The following is a 16,435-nucleotide window of genomic DNA, read 5'->3' as shown; positions in this document are numbered from 1 at the left end:
TCATGAGAAAATCAAAGCAAGTTGATTTTCCAAATAAATTTAACAGATTCCCTTTACTCCCATAAGGAAAGGCTTATATAATATAAGTTGGCTTAGCTAAGTGTGAAAGGAGAAAGACACATTGGATACACTTTATTTCATTCTTATCATTTTAGGTGCAATTATTACCTACTCCGTCGTTACTTGGTTATATCAGCGCAGAATTGTTAAAACGCTTACTGAAGACCAGTTTCGCGAAGGTTATAGAAAAGCCCAATTAATTGATGTCCGGGAACCAAACGAATTTGAGAATGGCCATATTTTAGGTGCACGAAATATCCCGCTTTCACAAATGAAAACACGGATGAAAGAACTGCGCCCGGACAAGCCTGTCTATTTATATTGCCAAAGCGGCATGAGAAGCGCCAGGGCTGCCCAGTTTCTACATCGTAAAGGCTACAAAGACCTTTCACACCTTCAGGGCGGATTCAAAAAATGGTCCGGAAAAGTTAAAGCGAAAAAATAATAGCGATTATTCTAAAAGATCCCAGCCATTTCCGGCTGGGGTCTTTTGATTATTCCCTACTTACTCAATTAGCTTGTAAACACCAAAAAAGGATGCCCCAGTCCGGGGCACCCTTTATGTTTTTATTGCTTTTGATAGCGAAGTACAGGCTTACGGGCAGCCATTGTTTCGTCAAGTCGTCCGATAACTGTCGTATGAGGCGCTTCCTGAACGATTTCAGGGTTTTCCTCTGCTTCTTTGGCAATTTGGATCATGGCATCAACAAATGAATCCAAAGTTTCTTTTGATTCTGTTTCTGTCGGTTCGATCATGATGCACTCTTCCACATTAAGCGGGAAGTAAATGGTCGGCGGATGGTAGCCAAAGTCAAGAAGACGCTTGGCTATATCCAGTGTACGGACTCCAAGTTTTTTCTGGCGCTTGCCGCTCAATACAAACTCGTGTTTGCAATGCCTGTCAAATGGAAGGTCAAAGAACGGTGCCAGCCTCCTCATCATATAGTTTGCATTTAGTACAGCATATTCAGTTACAGCCTTCAATCCATCCGGGCCCATTGTGCGGATATAAGTGTAAGCACGCACATTGATTCCGAAGTTTCCGTAATAAGGCTTCACACGGCCGATTGATTGCGGACGGTCATAATCAAATTCATACTGGCCGCCTTTCTTAACCAATACAGGCTTAGGAAGGTATGGAATGAGATCTGCTTTTACGCCGACAGGACCTGATCCCGGTCCGCCGCCGCCGTGCGGTCCTGTAAAGGTTTTATGGAGATTAAGGTGAACAACGTCAAATCCCATATCTCCCGGGCGGGCTTTGGAAAGAACAGCATTCAGATTAGCTCCATCATAATAAAGCTTTCCGCCTGCACCATGCACAATCTCAGCCATTTCCAGGATATTTTCTTCGAACAGCCCCAAAGTGTTAGGGTTAGTCAGCATTAGGGCAGCAGTATCTTCGCCAACCACTCTTCTTAAGTCCTCTAAATCCACCAATCCATTTTCGTTGGATTTAACAGTTACTGTTTCAAATCCTGCTACTGTTGCAGAAGCCGGGTTTGTACCGTGGGCAGAGTCAGGAACAATGACTTTCGTACGCTTTGTATCGCCATTCGCTTCATGGTAAGCACGGATCATCATTAGTCCAGTCCATTCTCCGTGTGCACCTGCAGCCGGCTGAAGCGTTACTTCATCCATTCCCGTAATTTCAATTAAATGCTCCTGCAAATCATACATTAGTTCCAGTGCACCTTGAACAGAGCTTTCGTCCTGCAGGGGATGCAAATGGGCAAAACCATTAAAGCGGGCAACATTTTCATTGATTTTAGGGTTGTACTTCATCGTACATGATCCCAATGGATAAAAACCAGAATCCACTCCATGGTTACGTTTGGAGAGAGCAGTATAGTGGCGCATAATATCAAGTTCGGATACTTCCGGCAGCTCAGGCTCTTCTTCTCTTAGATAGCCTTCAGGGAGAAGTTCGCTTAAATCTGTTTCTGGAACATCCATTTCAGGAAGGCTATAACCGATACGGCCTTCAGTGCTTAATTCAAAGATGAGTGGCTGATCTTCCTTATGCATGGTAATCCCCCATTTCCTTTACAAATACATCGATTTCTTCTTTTGTTCTTAATTCAGTTACAGCAACAAGCATATGGTTTTTCAGGTCAGCAAAATCTCTGCCCAAGTCATATCCGCCAATAATGCCTTTTTCCAGAAGCTTTTGGTTTACTTCTTTGACAGGCGTATTCAGCTTAATGACAAATTCGTTAAACGAAGGACCTTCAAATGCGATTTCAAAACCAATTTCCTTAAATTGCTTTTTAGCATAATGGGCTTTTTGCATATTGGCTGCAGCCATTTCCTTAACGCCCTTCTTACCGAGAGCGGTCATGGCAACAGATGCTGCAAGAGCATTTAATGCCTGATTAGAACAAATATTGGACGTGGCTTTATCGCGGCGGATATGCTGTTCACGAGCCTGAAGTGTTAGAACAAAGCCTCTGCGCCCCTGATCATCAACAGTTTGGCCGACAAGGCGTCCCGGCACCTTTCTCATCAGCTTTGATGTAACAGCAAAATATCCGCAGTGCGGGCCTCCGAAAGCTGTAGGAATTCCAAACGGCTGTGCGTCCCCAGCCACAATATCGGCTCCGAATTTTCCAGGAGGCGTTAATGCACCTAGTGAAACCGGGTTGCTTGAAACAACAAACATGGATTTATGGGCATGAATAATTTCTTCTAGCTCTTTTAAAGGCTCCACTCTTCCAAAAAAGTTTGGATATTGGACAATTACTGCTGCGATATCATCGCCAATCATCTCATTTAACGCATCAAGATCTGTCACGCCATCTTTTTGAGGAATTTCAATTACCTCAATATATTGGCCCTTCGCATAAGTCTTGACTACTTCCTTTGACTCAGGATGGACGCTGCTTGAGATCAGTACTTTTTTGCGGCGTGTATTGCCTGCACTCAGCATTGCAGCTTCAGCAAGAGCAGTTCCGCCATCATACATGGAGGAGTTGGCCACATCCATACCAGTCAATTCGCAGATCATTGTCTGGAATTCAAAAATTGCCTGAAGCTCCCCTTGGGATATTTCCGGCTGGTAAGGAGTGTACGCAGTATAAAACTCTGAACGCGATAACACATGGTCAACGATAACCGGCATGTAATGATCGTATACACCTGCTCCAAGGAAAGAGGTGTTTGTGCGGAGATCGGCATTTTTCTGTGCCATTAAAGTGAGCTCTTTCATTAGTGATGTCTCAGATTTCGCAGGTTTAATTTTATATTCACCTTTAAATCTTACGCTTTCAGGAATGTCACTGAAGAGATCTTCCGCAGATTTAACGCCGATCGTTTCGAGCATTGCTTTCTGGTCAGACTCTGTCATCGGTAAATAGCGATGTTTCATCGTTTTCTCCCCCCGGTTAGTTATTTTCTCTTTTATAAAAAGGTGTAGATGCAATTTTTGCTTTTAATCGTTTGCCGCGAATTTCTACTTCCACTTCTGTTCCAAGTTCAGTATGTTCTTTTTTAATAAGTGCAAGGCCAATATTCTTTTTTAAGGTTGGAGATTGGGTACCTGTTGTCACTTCGCCGATAAGCTCTTCTCCTTTATAAACAGGGTAGCCATGGCGCGGGATTCCGCGGTCAATCATTTCAATCCCCGCCAGCTTGCGAGGAACCCCATTTTCCTTTTGCTGCTTAAGCACTTCCTTGCCGATAAAATCAGCTTCTTTATTCACTTTTACAGCAAACCCAATTCCTGCTTCAAGGGGTGTGATATCAGGTGAAAGTTCCTGGCCATAAAGAGCAAGGTTAGCTTCAAAGCGAAGTGTATCCCTTGCGCCAAGGCCACATGGAAGCACGCCATCTTCTTTGCCAGCTTCAAGTATTTCATTCCACAATGCTACAGCATCATTAGCATCGCAGTACACTTCAAATCCATCTTCTCCGGTATAGCCTGTTCTTGAAACAAGGGCTTTCTTTCCATTCAGCTCAACATCCTGCTGAAATTTGAAAAAGCCGATTTCCGTCAAGCTTGTATTTCCTGCAAGCTTTTGCAGCACCTTTTCGGCAAGCGGTCCTTGAAGAGCAAGCTGCGCCATGTCTTCGGAAAGATTTTTCAATTCCACATTGCCTTGAACATGATCTTGCAGCCATTGGTAATCCTTTTCAATATTTGATGCATTCACGACTAGCAAATAGTGGTCTTCTTCTATTTTATAGACAAGTAAATCATCAACAGTTCCGCCATTTTCATAACACATGGCCGTATATTGAGCACCAGCATTTTTTAATTTTGAAACATCATTTGTCATCATTTTTTGAAGATAGGCAAGGCTATCAATTCCTTTCACTTCGATCTCACCCATATGGGAAACATCGAAAAGGCCTGCCTTGTTACGAACTGCTTCATGTTCTTCTTTAATGCTTGAAAACTGTACAGGAAGGTCCCAGCCTCCAAAATCGATGGTTTTTGCTCCATAATCTTTGTACACCTCATACACAGGTGTGCGCTTTAACTGTGACATTTACTCGTCCCCCTCATAATCTTTTTAAAACGGTTTAGGAAACATAAAAAAGGACAGAAAATCCCCTCGTTACTGAGAAGATCTCTGTCCTTGCACCTGAAAGTTTACCGAAATCGGCTTTCCCCTTGGGTGGCTCCTTATAGAAGCACTCTCCAGAGCTGCGTCAAACAAGAGTTCTTTTGCCTGAGAGATTCACAGGATTGCTTGCTCCTTCGGCGCTACAAATGTAGTCTCTCCCCTTGTTATCATTCGCATTTATAAAATTTTCCAAGTTGGTCATACTTATACCAAACAGAAAAAATGACTCCATTATTTCGGTAAACTAAATTTAATGTATTAACTTTCAAAACTTTCAAAGCTATTATCATCCTACCACCTTAACCAGGTTTGGGCAATATGTTTTATATAGATTAAAGGAGCTGTTTTTATGACGGTGCAAATTGGCATTGATTCTTCCTGGCAGGATGAATTTTTAAAGAGAATAGAAGATGATGGTCCATGGGGAAATTGGGAGCTCTATAAGTTGGCTGTAGAAGTCGAAAACCATACGATAATACCTGAATTTGAAGGCCTGCAGGCTCCAAATCACCTGCCTAATCTGACACCGCTTCCCCATCAGCTTGAAGTAGCAAAGCAGGTTGTTGAAAGCATGAACGGAAAAGCCATCCTTGCTGATGAGGTTGGCCTTGGCAAGACAATTGAGGCTGGTCTTATTTTAAAAGAATATATGATAAGAGGTTTGGTAAAAAAAGTTTTGATACTCGTTCCGGCTTCCCTCGTATCACAATGGGCAATCGAGCTAAACAGCAAATTTTTCATTCCTGCCGTTGCCCAGCGGAAAAGCTATGTATGGGAGCAATGCGATGTTGTCGTTTCTTCCATAGACACCGCCAAGCGGAATCCGCATCGGGACATTATTTACAGCCTGGACTATGATTTAATCATTATTGATGAAGCTCACAAGCTTAAAAATAATAAAACAAAAAACTATGAGTTTGTGCAAAATTTAAAAAAGAAATTTTGCCTTCTGTTAACCGCAACCCCGATCCAAAACCGGATCAGCGAGATATTCAACTTGGTTTCCCTGCTTAAACCCGGCCATCTTGGCACTGAGTCTGCCTTTTATGAGAGCTATAAAAAAGATTCACGTTCATTAAATGATGATGAACATTTAAAAGAACTAGTAAATAAAGTTATGATTCGAAACCGCAGGGCGGACACAGGGATAGAATGGACCAAAAGACATGTGGAAACCATTCCGATTGAATTTTCCCAGGAAGAGAGAGAGCTATATGAGGCTGTTACGGAATTGCGGGGAGAAGGCGATTGGGTGAGTTCGAGCCAGTTTTCTGTGATGACTCTGCAAAGGGAAGCCTGCAGCAGCAGGGAGGCTGTTTATTTCACCTTGCAAAACATGCTCAAAAGACAGGAAGAACCTACTAAATATTTCCAGGATCAAATTCAATACCTTGTTTCCAAGGTTGAAGCTGTACAGCAAAATTCCAAAGCTCAAAAAGCTCTAGAATTAATTCAAAAAATTAATGATAAAGTAATTATTTTTACAGAATACCGTGCAACCCAAATGTATCTGCAATGGTTTTTAAAACAATATGGCATTACATCTGTCCCTTTTAGGGGCGGATTCAAACGGGGCAAAAAAGATTGGATGAGAGAGCTTTTTCAAAAGAATGCACAGGTCCTCATTGCCACAGAAGCAGGAGGAGAAGGAATAAACCTTCAATTTTGCAATCACATTATTAATTTCGACCTTCCCTGGAATCCGATGCGCCTGGAACAGAGAATTGGCCGTATCCATCGTCTTGGCCAGGAGAAGGATGTTATGATTTATAACTTTGCCACTAAGGATACAGTTGAAGAGCATGTTCTAAAACTGTTATATGAGAAAATCAATCTGTTTGAAAAAGTCATTGGAGATTTGGATGATATTTTAACAAAGCTTGAATTTGGAAATATTGATGATCACCTTGTCGAAATTTTTGGTAAGTCAGCTTCAGAGGGTGAAATGAGAATTAAAATGGAGAATTTAACTAGCATGATTCAATTTGCAGAGGATATGAAAGAAGGTGGACTGAATGCAGCAACAGGAAATACATAAGTTTCTTGAAAGGTATTTTCACGCAAATGGATGTGAGGTCGTCGATAAAGGCCCCGGTTATATGACCGTCCAACTTACCATCGAACTGGATAAGGAACTCATGAACCGGCCGTTTTATTGGCATTATCTTGAGAAAACAGGCGGAATCCCCAATCCTATGCAGCTGACTCTTATTACAAACCAACAGCTGGCTCCCGATCAGTTGAAGGGAGAGGTCATTCATTTTGGATCCCCCCGGCTGCATCAGATATTTGAGTCAGCACGAAACCTTGCAGGCTATATCAGGCTTTATGAAAATCATCATCATGCTCCTGGCCAGCAAACTCCATTAAGGCCCTGGCTGGGTATGAACGTCCGCATCTCCTATCAATGCGACCGAAAAAGAGACGTTTTCAAATCGATTGGCCTCCAATTAATAAATGGTCAGATGGTAGAAGACTTCCATGACAAGCTGCTTGAAATGAATTTAACACCCAAGATCCCTGATTACTCATTTACTCTCTCTCCCCTCATTATGCCGAAGAGCGGTGTATCGAGGGTAGCGAATTTTTTAAAAATGGGGATTGAGCAAGAAGAACATAACTGGGCTGATGAAGCCCTTATACGATGGCAAAAGGACCTGGATCTGCTGGAGCATTTTTATGAGGATGCTGAGGAGAAAGGCGAAAGCTACGAAACGGAAAAGACTGCCCTAAAAGAACAGTATGAGCCAAAAATTAATATTTCCATAATTAACGGAGGGCTCTTTTACCTGACAGACAGCGCTGTCTGAAGCATAGCAGCAAAACAAAAAACCAGCAATTGCTGCCGGTTTCCTGTTTTGCTGCTATTTATGTTTTTTCTTCTTTATGCCAAAGTAGAAAATATAAGGAAGCACGCCAAACCACCTGTATAAAAAAGGTTCTTTCATATCCTTCTTCTCCATTCGGTGCTTTTTTCGTTCATCCTTGGGCTGGTCAATATATTTAACTACCGTCTGTGTGATATATTTTACGTACTCGTTTGATTTCAATTAGACACACCTGCCTTTTCAGCTCGCTCATTGTTCAACCAACTATCAGTGATGGAAAACGCCCTTTCACTTATAGATGTTTTACAGTATAGACATTAACAAGTATGTCCAGGAAGGACTATTCTAAACGGCTTATAATTTCTTTAATGATATCATTAGCCTCCTTATTGGTTGTATCGATAATCACATTAGCTGCATCTTTATATAAAGGCATTCTTTCTTCATAAAGCTCACGGATTAGCTTCATTTTATCACCTTTAAGCAGCGGCCTGGATTGGTCACTTTCAAGCCGCTTAAATATTTCCTCCGGTGTAGCATAAAGAAAAAAAACATTCCCTTTATGTTTTAAAGCCTCCCTGTTTTCATGCTTCACTACTATTCCGCCGCCTGTTGTAATAACAGCATCCCGATCATTCAGCTCTTGCAGCGTTTTAGTTTCCAGAAATCTGAAATATTCTTCACCCTTTTCAGAAAAAATGTCATTTATGCTTTTTTTCTCCCGTTTAACAATCTCTTCATCAGTATCAATTACTGCTTTATTCACACAAGCCGCTAGTTCTTTACCTATGGTTGTCTTTCCTGCACCCATGAATCCGATTAAGTAAATTGATTTCATGCTTTTTCCCCAATCAGTTTTTTTCAATCCATTTTATCACTTTTTCCAAATCGATGTCATAATAAGCGTACGTTGTGATTTCAGAATCGGAGCCGACCTTTGTTTTGAATGTGATTTGATACAAGCTTGCGGCTAGAGGGGACATACTATATGAAACGTTCCCTTTTGCAAAAGAATAAGATCCTGATAAATCATATTCTTTTTTCTCCTTTAGCAAGATTTCTGTTCTTTTGAGGGAGTTTAATAAATAATATTCCTGCTTCAAGACTGTTTCTGCTTCTTCGGTGAGCCTTTTTTCCGATATATACTGCTCCAATTGGATCGTTAGCAAAAAAAAAGCAGCAAAAATAATTGTAAATGTAAGAGGATAGACAAATCCCTTCTCGTTATGGTACATCTGAAACCTCCGAATTTATATAGTAATAAAGGGAAGCGGTATATTCCTGCTCAAAAGTATCTTTCACTATCATTTCCAATCCCCCGACTATACTAGTAAAGGAGACAGAATCAACCTCCTGGAGAACAATTTCATGACCCTTCAAGTCCACTCGCCTTCGCAAGTTTGAACCGTATTTTTCATAGACTACGTTTTGCCCTGCTATCGCTAATGCTATTCTTTCATTTGAGACATCTGCATAGTCTGCTATCCTTACTTCTTTTTTCATCTGATTGATAAATACCAGCCATTCAAGCCGCTGAGTCCTCGCTTCAAATTTCCAGTCGTGAAAGAGAAAGTTAAAGCTAAGCGGCAAAAAAGAAACAAGCATCAAGAATATTGAAAAAGCAAAAAGCATCTCAAGCATGGTAAAGCCTTTGCTATTTATAAACCTCACACTTTTCATTTGCTTTTTGGAATATGTCTTCATACTTTATACAAACCTCCGTCAATTCTGAGCCTTCCTTCAGGAATATTTCATATACAGTTTGGTTTTTCTTAACAGATTTACCGGAAGTAAAGTGCCCTTCAACCACTGTTTTTTGCAGGCTTTCATAAAGTAGTTGTGTACTTTCAAAATCCTGTTCTATTTCAACAGAGTGCTCAACTGCCCTTATTATGAGAGGGAAAAATACGCCCGCTACAATCAGCCAGGCTGTTAATGAGAGCAGCAGCTCAGCCATGAAGAAGCCATCATTCTTTCGCCACATAAAACCTCCCTCTCCCTATTAAAAATGTAATCAAGTACCTTTCCTCGCCCGCCATGATATAGAAACTGCCAAATTTATTCGTATTCCCGCTTGGTCCATACTGAAAATACAAAGGCATGGTCCCCTTCCTTATCTCAAACTGAGGAGAATATTCACGGCTAATAATAGTTTCAGAACCTAACTTCACCTGTGCGGTATACTTATGCTGGTCCGGTAAAAACTGGACGACCACATCTGTTTGATGGGTTAATGCATATTGCTGGGCATACAGCAAATCAGATTTTATTTGGGAAAAAAATATCTGTTTTTCAAAGTAGAAGAAATGTGGTTTGACCAAAACAGCCGTAATTGAGGCAATGATGAGGAATATGCTGAGGACAAAGAGGGATTCAATTAGCGTAAACCCTTGATTATTTCGAATCATGGCGTTGAAGGATCTGATGTAGTCTCTCAAGTTGAACCAGGAGTTGTTCGTTCAACTTTTCCTTCTGCAGTTATTTGAATGGCATCTCCATTTGGGCATGAAGTTTCCTCTAGGTATCCTGCAATTTTTAAAGCAGAAATATCTGCAGGAAGTTTCTTCTCTTCTATTTCATACGCCTGAACCTGAGCTTGAACCATTTGTATAGTTGTACCCAAAAACAGGTAGGTTAAATCCCTACCTGTCAACTCTTTAATAATTCTTTGGTTTCCTTTATTAATTTCTCTAAATTTGATTGACCAATTTTATTAACATCAATGTTTAGCAATGGTTCTAATTTTCCATCTGATAATACATTGAAAGAAATATCATCCCCATCAACTGTAATCTTACCTATATACTTTAATGCTTCCTCAAATGAATATTCTTCTTTAACCATCTTATCTAAATCACTATAAGAATCATCAAGTTGATTAATTTTACTCTCAATGGAAATTACATCATGATCAAGCAACTGATTATTTAATTCTTGCTTGGTTAATTCTAATTCTTCAATTTTCTTTTCAATAACTGAAACAACAGTTGAGCTACTTTTTGCAAATGCGGTAATAAGTTTATTAACTTCATCATCAATCTGTGCAATTTTCTTTTTAATCGAACCACACATTCTTTCTGACAATTTCATTTTCCCTGTCAACATTTTCTTTTCTATAGAAATAATTCGTTTAAGCATGTCCCTTTTTTCCATAAGAACATTAGGAAGTTCATTTGCTGCGAACTCATTAATTCTTTTTTCAAGTACTCCATGAGTCTTCATTGTATTGTCACAGCTTTTTCTTTGCCTTCTATTTGAACATATGTAGTTATACTGTACAAATGTTCCATAACTTCTTTCTTTAGTTGCTGAAACTCGAACAAAAGGTTTCCCACATCGTCCACAATACAACTTATTATAGAAAATGTTCTTTACTTTTCTTGAACCAGTTAAACTTCCTTCTTTTGATTGATCTACTCGTTTTGAAATTACTTCCTGTGCTTTGTTCCATGTATCCATATCAATAATAGCTGGTATAGCATCTTCATGAATTACCCATTCTGATTCAGGTCTTTTTATTTTCTTATTTGAGCCAGTAATTCCACTATTAGTATACTTATTTAAAATTACACGACCTATATATTTTTCATTTCTCAATAACCTTCTGACATTTCCTCCAACCCATTCTTTACCGTTTTGAGTTTTAATGTTGTTTTCATTAAGGTAATTTGAGATGTTTTTTACACCATATCCATTGATATATAAATCGAACATTTTTCTTATGACTTCTGCTTCTTCCTCTACAACAGATACAATTTTCGTTTCAGGATTATATTTGTACCCATAAAGATTTCTTGCTAAATGAAAAATACCAGATTTAGAACGCTGCTTATAAGCAAATGCAACTTTCTTTGAACGGTCAATACTTTCCTGTTGAGAAAATGTTAAGAGTAAACTTAATCTCAATTCCCAATCATTATCATCTGTACTGAATCCTGCATTTTCAAAAAGAACATATACACCTTTTTCTCTTAACTTTCTTGCTAACACAATTGCATCAGTATTCCTTGCAAAACGTGATACGTCTTTGGTGATGATTAAATCAAATTTTGGTGTTCTTTCGGATAGTTTAAAATATAAAATTTCATTTGAATTTTTATCTCTAATGAAATCTAAACCTGCATCATAGATCATTTCAAGATATTCTTTACGCTTAGGACTGGTTGCACTTAATCCTTCATCAGAATACAATTTGACCAAGTTATAGTTATTTCTGTCGCAAAAGTCAATATAGTGTCTCTTCTGGTTCTCCATTGAGGATAACTGTTCCTCATGCTTAGTACTTACCCTAGTGTATACAGCGACATCCAAATATTCTCACCCCATGTACCTGTAATACAACCATTGTATCAAATGATTACATAATATAACTATTTAATATCTAATTTTCGACATCCTTTAAACGCTCCTTCATCTTGAAGGTTCCCAACAACATCGACTTCCGAACAATTCACAACCCACTTACTATAGATTCACAACCTACTTTCGAAACCACCTTCTGAACCATTCGGAACCAAAAAAGAGCAAGGAATAATCCTTACTCTTGTTCATCAAGCCATTCGAGTAAAAATTCTTTTGTTTTACGTGCAGGAAATAGCCACTTTCGACCAAGTTTTCTTTTAGGGAATCTAGGATCATAAAAGAATTCTTTTTGTATTGTGTTCCATGAAAGCCTTGTTTGTTTCATTAAATCATCCGTATCCCAAAACAATAATTCATTATCCATCTTTTCTAAATGCTCATCTAGTTTCTTCAAATAAATTTTTCTCAGTTCACTTTCATCTACTTTAACCTCAAACATAATCTTACCTCGTTCTATTTTGTTTCATCTATCCAGTTTAGTAAAAATTCTTTCGTTTTTTGTGCTGGATAATACCACTTATTCCCTACTTTTCTTTTCGGAAATCGAGGATCATAAAAGAATTCTTTTTGAATTGTATTCATACACATACATGTTCTCTTCTCTAATTCTTTAGTATCCCAAAAAACCAACTCTGCATCTACTTTGCTAACGTGTGATTTCAGTTCTTCTATGAATAACTTGCGTACTTCACCTTCATCAATTTTTACATTAATCATTTTACTCTCCATCAAACCACCTAAAAAATGCTTTCTTTGATATCTTATATAACCTGCCAACTTTTACTACATGAAACGGTGGATTTTCCATCATTTCATAAGTTTGTTTTTTACCGATACCGAGTATTTCTTGTATATGTCTCGGACTTAATGCTTCGGGTAATTGATCCCTATTAATCTCTGCTGTCTTCAATGTTGCACCTCTCTGTTATTAATACTGTTACATATCCTGCAGAACACTTTGGTTATTATACGGGTAAAATATTATATTGTCAAAATAATCAGTTAATATGAAATAATTTAATATAAAAAAAGAGCAAGGAATAATCCTCACTCATCATTTCCTTTATTTACAGGCATTTTCACTTCAAACTCTTTAACTTTTGTTACTAAATCAGAGGATAGTTTATTGGCTTCTTGGTTATATGTCATTAAAGAACCACTTGGAGAAAGTGCAAAGGTAATATATTTTTCATATAAACTATACATTTCAAAAGCAATATCATAAGCGTCTTTATACTTTTCAGGAGGATCATTTAATTTCTTAATCAATTCGGTGACTTCTTCTCTATTCGACTCAATCTCTCCGCTTTTCCCTGGCTTTTTAAAATAGTATTGTGTTTTACTTAATGCTTTTTCAAAATTCCCTTGAAAAGCAATATAACCTCTATCATCGCTTTTAAAATATTTTGGCACATCATAGTATTCAATATTTAAAATACTAGCCATAGCCGAATCATCTATTGTTATGTCTATACTGGTACTCCAAACCTCTGAATAAATACCTATCATTTCTTCGGCGCTCACAGATTGAGTTAGCATTAAACTGACAACTTTCTGTAAGTCAATTTCATAATCATCGGTATTATCTTCTTCAACTTTTGTAGGACTAGAAGAGCAACCAGTAATTATAACCAATATTATAAGAAATAAAAAACTTACTTTCTTCAAAATTATCACCCCTAAAGTTTATAGCTAAATTTTACCACAAAACAACGGAAACCATAGGGAAATTTTACTAATATCTTTTTTAAAAAAATAATGACATTTAGCCACTCTCTATAATCATCATTCCATATATTATTGTACCTATTGCACCCCATTTAGCAGCATTCTTACTAAACATGTTAATAAGAGCATACACGCTACAGCTAACAACGGTGAGGATAGGAAACGCAAGAGTAAAATCCGCAATGAAATCAACAGTATTGTTAAGGGTAACTTCTGAAACTTTTCCACCTAACCACTCCCAAACATTGAAGTACTCCACTTGACCAACTTTTCCATTTTGAATAAAAGCATCTAACCATGAATGATTAATCGTTTTATCAACTATTGATGATGGATCTATATACTCCCCATTTTTCTTTAATGCAAAATGCAAATGTTCACCTGTTGACCTTCCTGTATTACCCGATAAACCTATTATTTGCCCATCCTGAACCATTTCCCCTGCTTTTACTTTCACCTCACTCAAATGACCGTATATGCCTTCTGTACCGTCTTTAAACTGTATCTTTACACCTTTTCCTATATTTGTACTCCCATCATATACTTGCTTAATTACTCCATCATAAACACTTCTTAAAGGTGTACCTTCATTTAATCCAATATCAATTCCAGTGTGAGGTGTTTTATGAATTGAACTAACTTCTCCAAACTTTGATGTAATCCGAACAATCATGATTTACACCTCTAATCGTGAAAATGCCATTGATATGAATATTGAAGATTTCCATCTTTATCACGAGTTTTAATTATATAGTCAAGTGCTTCTTTTTCATCAAATGTCACTAATACAACTTTATTGGAGGCTTTATGAAACACAACATACTTGATAATTTCTGTATTCATTTTTATTCCCCCTTAAATAACTTTCATTGCTTCCACAAGAATATTAAGGACTAAAGGAGTCATTTGAACAAGGACATAACCTAATCCAGCACCTTGCATCATACTAAATCCTTTATCCTTATTTCCAATCATAATGAATAAAGCACCACCTAACACCACAACCATTGCCACAGGGTAAGCTAAAGCTTGCACAAGGGTAATCAAAGGATCAAACGCGTGAAGCATCTTCTCATACATTGCATTTGTGACTTCTGTTGCTGTAACTGGTACTGCTTCTGCAGCAAATGCACTTTTAACTTTTAATAATGGAGCAACTGCAAATGGAATTAATATACCAGACTCAAAGAATAATTTCTTTTCTTTATCAGATAACGGAACAACAGTCTCTTTTTTTCTATTCATAAATTTTTTAATGGAATAAACCTCTTCTTTACGTTTAAACATGCTGTTTCCTCCTCAGAGTGTTTATAGTTCCACTAATCCTTTTTCCTTTAAATATTCAAATTCAGCATCCAATACTTTTAGGACAACTTCTACATCTAAACCTGTCTTTTTATAAATTTGATAAGCCATATCAGCATAATCTACAAATACTTCTTTCATAATTATCTCCCCTTACCTTTGAAATCGGATAGCAAGTAAACTTCTACCTTTAAACCTTCACATGCTTTAAGCAATTCCTTTTTCCGATAGTCAGTTCTGGTGATCCAAACAAACTTAGGGGAAACCAATCCAAAAGCACCACGCAATATTAATTGTCTGTATTTATCAATTTTGTTTTGATTCTCATTCATCTTCTGCATGTTATCGACTTCAATAACTGTGTAATCACTCCCCTTTTGAATTAAAGCATCAGGTCTACATCTCAATTTATCCTTCTGCTTAATGCTGATAATTTCGACCTCATTTTTCCATTCAAAAGGGTAACCTAAAGCAATATACAAGTAATTTCGCATGATATAATGTTCAACTGTCGTGGTCTTTTTCCTAACCTTTTCAGAACTCACTGTTTCTCGACCTTTTGCATTGAGATAATAAATGTTCTCCCCTTCCTTTAAAACGTGCACATACTCCTCCATTTCCTTCATTATCCGTTGAGCATTTCGATCACTTTTTAAATTATGAATCTGTTGTATTTGCCATCTGGTTAAATAATCAAACTTCTTTAAAGATAGTAGTATAGCTTCTTGTCTCTGAAGTTTTCTCATTGTTGAGTGATGCACTACTCTTTTCACCCCTTGATTTAAACGTGATATGAGGCTCTATAACCTTATTAATCAAATCATCATCCATAAGATAGGTTTGCATTTCAACCTTCCTAAAACGCTTGTATATGGCTCTTCCTTGCACATCAGGAAGTTTCTCTGCTCCACCTTCATCTAATACAACTCCACTTGCTGTTGCAGTATCTACAGGTAAACAAATTCGTGCTAATAAGTTCCTCTTTACTTGAGAACTGACTGTCTCAACAGTTGGATACTGGGTACAGTAGAGCAATTTCATTCCACTAGCCCTTCCACGTCTTGCAATGTCCTTTATGATGTTTTCACATTTAATTTTAATTTCCTTAACTTTTGGATCTGTTTCACCTGAACTTGCTAACTCTGCAGCTTCATCTATAATGATAAAATGTCTTGTTGGAATATTGGCTTTCTTAACATTTTTAAACCCTTTAGACCTTAACATGGTAAATATACTGGTCATCTTGTTTATGGCATCATAAAAATGTAGGTTATGGCATTTAATTTGTGCAGGCCCCGAGGGGCCTGCACAAATTAAAAAAGGCCACTTGTCAACATTCCCAAATACACATACACTTCCTGTTGGGTACAAAACGTGCAGGAGGTATTAAGGAGATGTTGGCTGTGGCCGAGATTAATTATATCAGACATGAAGTTAACTTTAAAGGCTGCGGATATTCCAGTGTGGCTAAAAAAATGGGGAGAGATCCCAGAACCGTTAAGAAGTATGCAGAGATGGAGGACTTCAACGAAAAACCTAAAAAGAAACTAACTAGGACTGCTCCTGTGATAGGACCAGTGAAAG

Annotated in this window: 24 protein-coding genes, 1 pseudogene and 1 riboswitch; of the genes and pseudogenes, 4 read left to right on the top strand and 21 right to left on the bottom strand. The window is 37.9% G+C overall.

Annotation, left to right across the window (positions count from 1 at the left end; all coding sequences use genetic code 11):
* Window positions 1–121 precede the first annotated feature (121 nt).
* Window positions 122–505: a rhodanese-like domain-containing protein gene (locus IQ19_RS06580; protein ID WP_110064391.1), complete on the top strand. Its 384-nt coding sequence runs from the start codon at window positions 122–124 to the stop codon at window positions 503–505.
* Window positions 506–627: 122 nt separating this feature from the next.
* Here IQ19_RS06580 and gcvPB read toward each other — a convergent pair whose 3' ends face one another.
* Genes gcvPB through gcvT form a run of 3 tightly spaced genes read right to left on the bottom strand, consistent with a single transcriptional unit; the run spans window position 628 to window position 4,550 of the window.
* Window positions 628–2,088: an aminomethyl-transferring glycine dehydrogenase subunit GcvPB gene (gene gcvPB / locus IQ19_RS06575; RefSeq protein WP_144541221.1), complete on the bottom strand. Its 1,461-nt coding sequence runs from the start codon at window positions 2,086–2,088 to the stop codon at window positions 628–630.
* Complete coding sequence (gene gcvPA, locus IQ19_RS06570) at window positions 2,081–3,427, bottom strand: aminomethyl-transferring glycine dehydrogenase subunit GcvPA (RefSeq protein WP_144541219.1); 1,347 nt, start codon at window positions 3,425–3,427, stop codon at window positions 2,081–2,083. The genes gcvPB and gcvPA overlap by 8 nt, the downstream gene beginning before the upstream one ends.
* A gap of 16 nt (window positions 3,428–3,443) precedes the next feature.
* Complete coding sequence (gcvT, locus tag IQ19_RS06565) at window positions 3,444–4,550, bottom strand: glycine cleavage system aminomethyltransferase GcvT (protein WP_144541216.1); 1,107 nt, start codon at window positions 4,548–4,550, stop codon at window positions 3,444–3,446.
* A 161-nt stretch (window positions 4,551–4,711) separates the two neighbouring features.
* Window positions 4,712–4,799, bottom strand: a riboswitch (glycine riboswitch).
* A gap of 178 nt (window positions 4,800–4,977) precedes the next feature.
* Here gcvT and IQ19_RS06560 point away from each other — a divergent pair.
* Together IQ19_RS06560 and IQ19_RS06555 are read left to right on the top strand one after the other, a co-directional pair.
* Complete coding sequence (locus IQ19_RS06560) at window positions 4,978–6,666, top strand: DEAD/DEAH box helicase (RefSeq protein WP_144541214.1); 1,689 nt, start codon at window positions 4,978–4,980, stop codon at window positions 6,664–6,666.
* The gene (locus tag IQ19_RS06555) at window positions 6,644–7,438 is read left to right on the top strand and encodes a YqhG family protein (RefSeq protein ID WP_144541212.1); all 795 of its coding nucleotides are present in this window, start codon (window positions 6,644–6,646) and stop codon (window positions 7,436–7,438) included. The genes IQ19_RS06560 and IQ19_RS06555 overlap by 23 nt, the downstream gene beginning before the upstream one ends.
* Before the next feature lie 54 nt (window positions 7,439–7,492).
* Here the strand turns inward: IQ19_RS06555 and IQ19_RS06550 are convergent, their stop codons facing one another.
* The 18 genes from IQ19_RS06550 to IQ19_RS06480 all read right to left on the bottom strand — a co-directional run bounded on the left by IQ19_RS06550 (window position 7,493) and on the right by IQ19_RS06480 (window position 16,093).
* Window positions 7,493–7,678 (bottom strand): YqzE family protein, encoded by a 186-nt coding sequence (locus IQ19_RS06550; protein WP_144541210.1) that lies wholly within the window; start codon window positions 7,676–7,678, stop codon window positions 7,493–7,495.
* 118 nt (window positions 7,679–7,796) lie between these two features.
* A complete protein-coding gene (locus IQ19_RS06545; protein ID WP_144541208.1) occupies window positions 7,797–8,294 on the bottom strand; it encodes a shikimate kinase in 498 nt (165 codons plus the stop codon).
* 13 nt (window positions 8,295–8,307) lie between these two features.
* Entirely contained in the window at window positions 8,308–8,691 is a 384-nt protein-coding gene (gene comGG, locus IQ19_RS06540; protein ID WP_144541206.1) for a competence type IV pilus minor pilin ComGG, read from the bottom strand.
* The gene (gene comGF / locus IQ19_RS06535; protein WP_242020923.1) at window positions 8,681–9,160 is read right to left on the bottom strand and encodes a competence type IV pilus minor pilin ComGF; all 480 of its coding nucleotides are present in this window, start codon (window positions 9,158–9,160) and stop codon (window positions 8,681–8,683) included. The genes comGG and comGF overlap by 11 nt, the downstream gene beginning before the upstream one ends.
* Window positions 9,111–9,440 carry a phosphatase gene (locus tag IQ19_RS06530; RefSeq protein ID WP_144541204.1) on the bottom strand — a complete coding sequence of 110 codons (330 nt, stop codon included), beginning with the start codon at window positions 9,438–9,440 and terminating at the stop codon, window positions 9,111–9,113. Before IQ19_RS06530 ends, comGF begins: the two co-directional genes overlap by 50 nt.
* Window positions 9,424–9,864 (bottom strand): competence type IV pilus minor pilin ComGD, encoded by a 441-nt coding sequence (gene comGD / locus IQ19_RS06525; protein ID WP_144541202.1) that lies wholly within the window; start codon window positions 9,862–9,864, stop codon window positions 9,424–9,426. Before comGD ends, IQ19_RS06530 begins: the two co-directional genes overlap by 17 nt.
* A gap of 26 nt (window positions 9,865–9,890) precedes the next feature.
* A complete protein-coding gene (locus IQ19_RS27705) occupies window positions 9,891–10,061 on the bottom strand; it encodes a hypothetical protein (protein WP_158638746.1) in 171 nt (56 codons plus the stop codon).
* Window positions 10,062–10,105: 44 nt separating this feature from the next.
* A complete protein-coding gene (locus tag IQ19_RS06520) occupies window positions 10,106–11,767 on the bottom strand; it encodes a recombinase family protein (protein ID WP_144541200.1) in 1,662 nt (553 codons plus the stop codon).
* 226 nt (window positions 11,768–11,993) lie between these two features.
* Complete coding sequence (locus IQ19_RS06515) at window positions 11,994–12,257, bottom strand: group-specific protein (protein ID WP_144541198.1); 264 nt, start codon at window positions 12,255–12,257, stop codon at window positions 11,994–11,996.
* 14 nt (window positions 12,258–12,271) lie between these two features.
* Entirely contained in the window at window positions 12,272–12,535 is a 264-nt protein-coding gene (locus tag IQ19_RS06510) for a group-specific protein (RefSeq protein ID WP_144541955.1), read from the bottom strand.
* 1 nt (window position 12,536) lies between these two features.
* A complete protein-coding gene (locus tag IQ19_RS06505) occupies window positions 12,537–12,728 on the bottom strand; it encodes a MerR family transcriptional regulator (protein WP_144541196.1) in 192 nt (63 codons plus the stop codon).
* A gap of 137 nt (window positions 12,729–12,865) precedes the next feature.
* Entirely contained in the window at window positions 12,866–13,486 is a 621-nt protein-coding gene (locus tag IQ19_RS06500; RefSeq protein WP_144541194.1) for a hypothetical protein, read from the bottom strand.
* A gap of 97 nt (window positions 13,487–13,583) precedes the next feature.
* The gene (locus IQ19_RS28925; protein WP_144541192.1) at window positions 13,584–14,219 is read right to left on the bottom strand and encodes a M23 family metallopeptidase; all 636 of its coding nucleotides are present in this window, start codon (window positions 14,217–14,219) and stop codon (window positions 13,584–13,586) included.
* A gap of 11 nt (window positions 14,220–14,230) precedes the next feature.
* Window positions 14,231–14,389 (bottom strand): hypothetical protein, encoded by a 159-nt coding sequence (locus IQ19_RS27700; protein ID WP_158638745.1) that lies wholly within the window; start codon window positions 14,387–14,389, stop codon window positions 14,231–14,233.
* A gap of 12 nt (window positions 14,390–14,401) precedes the next feature.
* On the bottom strand, window positions 14,402–14,833 hold the full coding sequence (locus IQ19_RS06490) for a hypothetical protein (protein WP_144541190.1): 432 nt from the start codon (window positions 14,831–14,833) through the stop codon (window positions 14,402–14,404).
* Window positions 14,834–14,854: 21 nt separating this feature from the next.
* Window positions 14,855–14,992, bottom strand: coding sequence for a hypothetical protein (locus tag IQ19_RS27695; protein ID WP_158638744.1), 138 nt, complete (start codon window positions 14,990–14,992; stop codon window positions 14,855–14,857).
* Between the two features lie 2 nt (window positions 14,993–14,994).
* The gene (locus IQ19_RS06485; protein WP_144541187.1) at window positions 14,995–15,597 is read right to left on the bottom strand and encodes a replication-relaxation family protein; all 603 of its coding nucleotides are present in this window, start codon (window positions 15,595–15,597) and stop codon (window positions 14,995–14,997) included.
* The gene (locus IQ19_RS06480; RefSeq protein WP_144541185.1) at window positions 15,545–16,093 is read right to left on the bottom strand and encodes a hypothetical protein; all 549 of its coding nucleotides are present in this window, start codon (window positions 16,091–16,093) and stop codon (window positions 15,545–15,547) included. Before IQ19_RS06480 ends, IQ19_RS06485 begins: the two co-directional genes overlap by 53 nt.
* Before the next feature lie 152 nt (window positions 16,094–16,245).
* On the opposite strand from IQ19_RS06480, the pseudogene IQ19_RS06475 reads away from it, so the two are divergent.
* A pseudogene (locus IQ19_RS06475) lies at window positions 16,246–16,435 on the top strand (IS21 family transposase); the annotation flags it as partial.

This window comes from Cytobacillus oceanisediminis (assembly GCF_007830235.1).
Classification (GTDB): domain Bacteria; phylum Bacillota; class Bacilli; order Bacillales; family Cytobacillaceae; genus Cytobacillus; species Cytobacillus oceanisediminis.
Note: the sequence above shows the minus strand (reverse complement) of the source record. Positions and strands in the feature narration are given on the sequence as shown.